Consider the following 4883-nt stretch of genomic DNA (forward strand, 5'->3'; position numbering starts at 1 on the left):
CCATTTCGCAGCAGCCGCCTGATCGGCGCAGAGCGACAGCCTACCTCTGACTGCCGCCAATCTTTGCAACAGAGCCTTGAGGAGCTTTCCCCCGAGTCCAGTCCGAACGATCAAATCAATGAGGGACCGCATCACCACGTCATCGTCGTCGACGACTGAGGCCTCGTGGACGAACGCCTCAGAAAGCGGGTCCGACATCACTAGGAGCCCGCCTGCGTCACAGTCATAGGACTGACAGTAGCAATCAGGCACCAGCGTTCGGCCTCGATATTGGTACTACCAAAGTTGAAATTGGTATGGTAAATTCATGAATCATGTCTCCGTGGATCTGGTTGATCGTCGGCCCGTCATGACCGGCGAGCTCCTCCCCCCTGGAGCGATGCGGTTCGACGGCAAGGTCGTTCTGGTGTTCGGAGGCGGATCCGACAGTGACGGAGTCCCGTCCAACGGAAGCGCCGCCGCCGTTGCCTACGCGCGTGAGGGCGCGCGAGTGATCGTGGTCGATCGGATCGAAGCGAACGCTGCGCACACCGTCGCGAACATTCGGTCAGAGGGCGGAGACGCCGCGTCGGCGTGCGCCGATGTGACTTCCGAAGGCGATGTGATGGCGGTTGTCGAGGACGCGAAATCCTTCACCGGGCGCATAGATGTGCTTCATAACAACGTGGGCTCCACTCTGATGGGCCTGCCGCCCGATCTGACTCTGGCGGACTGGAACAAGTCGATGGCGACCAACCTGGGTTCCGTGTTTCTCACGTGCAAGTACGTGCTCCCGGTGATGGCCTCGCAGCGCAGCGGCGCCATCGTGAACATCTCCTCTCTCGCGTCCCTGCGAGACACCGGTTACCCCTATCCCGCGTACAGCGCGTCGAAGTCCGCGGTGAACCAGCTGACCGTCACTCTCGCGTTGCAGTACGCCCGACACGGCATCCGAGTGAACGCGGTCGCACCAGGATTCATCGACAGCGCGCTCATCTACCGTGAGATCTCTTCGCAGTACTCCTCGCCCGAGGCGATGAGGCGCGCCAGGGAGGAGAGGAGTCCCACCGGGAGGATGGGCACGCCCTGGGACGTGGCGAACGCGAGCCTCTTCCTCGCCTCGGATGCCGCGCAATTCATCAACGGCGTCGTTCTCCCTGTGGACGGCGGGCAGCACATGCGTTCCCTCTGACATTCGAACACCAGAAGAAAGGCTCAACGATGAGTACATTCACGACAAACGATGGCGTCACCCTGCACTACCTCGACACCGGAGGGGACGGTGTCCCCCTTGTCATGCTCCACGGATGGGGGCAGACACAAGCGATGTTTCAGCATCAGTTCAACGGACTCGGCTCAACTCGCCGCGTCATCACCCTCGACCAACGCGGGCACGGGCTCTCTGATAAACCCGACCACGGCTACCGGATCGCCCGATTCGCCCAGGACTTCTCCGACCTTCTTGACTACCTCGACCTGGACAAGGCCGACGTTCTCGGCTGGTCAATGGGCGTGTCCGTTCTCTGGAGCTACATCGACCTGAACGGCACCGCCAGGTTGCGACGCTTCATCGCCGTCGATCAGCCCGCGGCAGTCGCAGCCGTTCCGTGGCTCACGGAACCCGAGCAGGCGGAAAGCGGCGCCATCTTCGGCGTAGACTGGCTGGTGGGGCTTGGCGCACAGCTGAACGGCCCCGACGGACCGGCTGTGACCGAGGCGTTCGTGCGCAGCACGTTCTCGAACCAACCCTCGGACGAGATCTGGGATCTCGTCACCCGCGAAATACGAACAGTTCCCGCTTTCGCCGCAGTGCCCCTCCTGTTCGACCACGCAACCCAAGATTGGCGCGACGTTCTTCCCAGGATCAATATCCCGACCCTGGTGATCGGCTGCGACGGCAGCCACATCCACCCGGATTCGCAGCGATACATCGCCGACAGAATCCCAGACGCCCGCGTGCACGTCTTCCCCAGAGACATCGCGAACTCTCACTTCCCGTTCCTAGAGAGTCCGGCGGCATTCAACGCCCTGGCAAACGAGTTCTTGACCGAGGAGACGGAGTCGCGCCTCGGATGACCGCTAAAGCGGCTGCCCGATCCCAGGATCGCAGGCGTTCCGGGTAGCAGCGGACAGTTTGTTCGGCGAATGACCGTCGAAATAGAACAGTCGACCACGACCGAATCGTGGGAGTCTAACCTCTATTGCGGAGCGCACAAGATCCGAGTCCGTCGCGCCACGCTTCCAGGCACACGTCGTGTTTCATGCCTGTAAACAAACCGTAGCGCAGGCAAACCACAGCAATATTGCGGATGTTCTTCCGCCATCCCGCTCCTAACTTGGTCTGCACCTGGTCACAGCGATCAGCCCGAGCACAAGGAGTCCCGATGAGAGATCTCACCCGAGCAATTGCCGCTGGCGGCCTAATCGCAACGCTGGTACTCACCGGATGCACAAGCGGTGCGCCAGACGACGCGACCGACGATGCTGCAGCGTCCAAAGGGTCGGTGGCGATGAGCTACGCCGGCATGGACATCCAGATCTGGGTGGACACGCTGGAGTTCATGAAGCCCATCGTGGAGGACGCGGGCTACGAGTTGCTCTCCGACGATCCCCAGTGGGACATCCAATCTCAGGTCTCCAACTGGCAAGGCTGGATCCAGCGCGGTGATGTCAAGGCCATCATGGGATATCCGGTCCAGTCCGATTCCCTCGTTCCGGTGACCGGTGAGGCCGCTGCGGCGAGCATCCCGGTCGTCGGATATGCATCGAAGTGGGAAGGAGTCGACTATGCGCTTCTCCTCGACTCCTTCGAAGACGGTCGAACACTCGGCAGGCAGGCAGGCGAGTGGGTAATCGAAACCTTCGGTGACGGCGCAGTGCCTGTTGTCATCATGGCCAACCGTTCGGTCGATCTCCCCCGTGAACGCGCCGAAGGGATCGAGGCCGGTCTGGCCGAAACTGCCCCCAACGCGGAGATCGTCGACATCTCCGCTACGAGTCGGGATGAAGGCTATGCCGCCGCGCAGACTCAGTTGATCGCAGATCCGGAGACCAAGGCATGGCTTGCGATCGGGGACGACGCCTCACTTGGCGCCTATCGCGCTCTGGTCGACTCCGGTGTGGCGGTCGACGACCCCGATTACTTGGTGTCGAGCCTCGACGCGACCAACGAGTCGCTCGACATAATCAAGATTCCTGAGTCGATCTGGCGCTTTGGCTATATCCTGCCCGCGAAGGCTCTCGCCGAGGCCAACGCTCAGATGCTCATCGATGCCGCCGAGGGGAACCTGGACGCGGATGTCGTACTTCGATCTATCGTTGTGGACGCAACGAACGCAGATGAGTACTACGTCCGATGAATACGCCGACCCGTCTGGAGTTTCTGGACACCACCGTCAACTTCGGTGCAACGCGGGCGCTCAGCGCGTTGAGCTTTTCGATCGGCGCCGGAGAGATCGTCGGCCTCCTCGGGCACAACGGGGCGGGTAAGTCGACGGTTCTGAATGTGGCTACCGGCGCCGTGCCTCTCACGTCGGGCCGAATCATGCTCGACGGGCAGGAGCTTCCGCAGCCGTTGACGCCTACGGCGGCTAGCGGCCTAGGGCTCGCCGTCATCCATCAGGAGCCCGCGTTAGCGTCCAACTTGAGCGTGCTCGACAATCTCTTGCTGATGAAGAAAGTCGGTGGCGGAAAAAGGCACAGGCGAGCTGCGGCCGAAGGGGCCCTCCGTCGCGTCGACCCGGTACAGTCCATCACGCTGGAGCAGCCTGTTTCCTCACTTTCACTCGGCGAACGGCAGATGGTCGACCTGGCGCGCACATCCCTGTCGGGCGAACTGCGGGTGCTGTTTCTCGACGAGCCGACCGCCGCGTTGGGCGACCGCGAGACCAAAGCTCTGCACGGGCTCGTTCGGGACGCGGCGGCGCGCGGAACAACCGTGATCTACGTGTCCCATCGGCTTCCGGACATCCTCGACGTCTGCGACCGCATCATCGTTCTGCGCGCGGGCGCGCTGGTGGCCGATCAGCGAACGGCGGACATGACTACTCGTTCGCTCGCGCACGCGCTGGCACCAGATCTCGAAGACGAAGTCACCTTCGTCACGGAACCAGGCTCAACGGTTCTAGAAGTTGGGTCCGGCCGACAACAATTCGGCTTCCGCGGCGGCGAAATCGTCGGCCTCTTTGGGATGGCGGGAGGCCCGCAGTTTCGTCTGCTCGACGCTCTTTTTGGCCTGGGGGATCCCGTCGACGCACGAATGAATGGCGGTGCCTATCGCCCGAAGGATCCGAACGATGCGATCGCAAAGGGTGTGCACCTGGTCCCGAGGGATCGCGAGATGGACGGGCTCATCCCCGCCCTGAGCGGATATGACAACGTCGCTCTCCCCTGGCTTAGCCGTCGGCGAAATCGCGGCGACTCGCTCGCGGAGTCGTATCGCCTTGCACGACGAACCCTCCACATCATCGGACCGGGCGGGCACGCTCCGATCGCGGAGTTCAGCGGCGGAAATCGCCAGAAACACCTCCTCGCGCGATGGATGTTCCCCGTGGCACCGGCGGTGCTGCTTCTGTCCCAGCCAACTCAGGGAGTCGATATCAGCGCGAAGCGGGACATTCGCGAGGCCGTGCGCCGCCTAGCAAGCGCCGGGTGTGCGGTGCTCGTGGCGTCGGCCGAAACAGACGAGATTGCGACGCTCTGCGGTCGCGCCTACGTCCTGGGCGGAAGAGGTTCTAGAGAGCTCCCGCTCACTGCGGACTTCGATTCGCGGCTCCTCGCCACGCTCCTGGACCTCTCGGACACCCAAAGCGCCTATGCACCCCTGGAGGCTCTGTTGCAAAAATCGTGAAGCTTGAGCATGCTTGGCGGAGATTGGACGGACGGAACGATGACGGATTTCAAGT

5 protein-coding genes are annotated in these 4883 nt (G+C 62.4%); 4 read left to right on the plus strand and 1 reads right to left on the minus strand.

Features of this window, described 5'->3' with window-relative positions; all coding sequences use genetic code 11:
• On the minus strand, positions 1–198 hold a 198-nt coding region (locus LL236_RS14670), incomplete at its 3' end, for a hypothetical protein (protein ID WP_228179566.1).
• 109 nt (positions 199–307) lie between these two features.
• Here LL236_RS14670 and LL236_RS14675 point away from each other — a divergent pair.
• The 4 genes from LL236_RS14675 (at position 308) to LL236_RS14690 (ending at position 4828) form a co-directional block, all read left to right on the plus strand.
• Entirely contained in the window at positions 308–1171 is an 864-nt protein-coding gene (locus LL236_RS14675) for an SDR family NAD(P)-dependent oxidoreductase (protein WP_228179567.1), read from the plus strand.
• Positions 1172–1200: 29 nt separating this feature from the next.
• On the plus strand, positions 1201–2055 hold the full coding sequence (locus LL236_RS14680) for an alpha/beta fold hydrolase (protein ID WP_228179568.1): 855 nt from the start codon (positions 1201–1203) through the stop codon (positions 2053–2055).
• A 308-nt stretch (positions 2056–2363) separates the two neighbouring features.
• On the plus strand, positions 2364–3338 hold the full coding sequence (locus tag LL236_RS14685) for a sugar ABC transporter substrate-binding protein (protein ID WP_228179569.1): 975 nt from the start codon (positions 2364–2366) through the stop codon (positions 3336–3338).
• The gene (locus tag LL236_RS14690) at positions 3335–4828 is read left to right on the plus strand and encodes an ATP-binding cassette domain-containing protein (RefSeq protein WP_228179570.1); all 1494 of its coding nucleotides are present in this window, start codon (positions 3335–3337) and stop codon (positions 4826–4828) included. Before LL236_RS14685 ends, LL236_RS14690 begins: the two co-directional genes overlap by 4 nt.
• Positions 4829–4883: the final 55 nt, after the last annotated feature.

It is taken from the genome of Microbacterium schleiferi (genome assembly GCF_020781975.1).
In the GTDB taxonomy this organism is placed as follows: Bacteria; Actinomycetota; Actinomycetes; order Actinomycetales; family Microbacteriaceae; genus Microbacterium.

What these genes read in the sequence shown, in the direction of transcription:
- LL236_RS14675 (WP_228179567.1), top strand. Translation starts at nt 308, where the DNA reads ATGAATCATGTCTCCGTGGATCTGGTTGATCGTCGGCCCGTCATGACC.
- LL236_RS14680 (WP_228179568.1), top strand. Translation starts at nt 1,201, where the DNA reads ATGAGTACATTCACGACAAACGATGGCGTCACCCTGCACTACCTCGAC.
- LL236_RS14685 (WP_228179569.1), top strand. Translation starts at nt 2,364, where the DNA reads ATGAGAGATCTCACCCGAGCAATTGCCGCTGGCGGCCTAATCGCAACG.
- LL236_RS14690 (WP_228179570.1), top strand. Translation starts at nt 3,335, where the DNA reads ATGAATACGCCGACCCGTCTGGAGTTTCTGGACACCACCGTCAACTTC.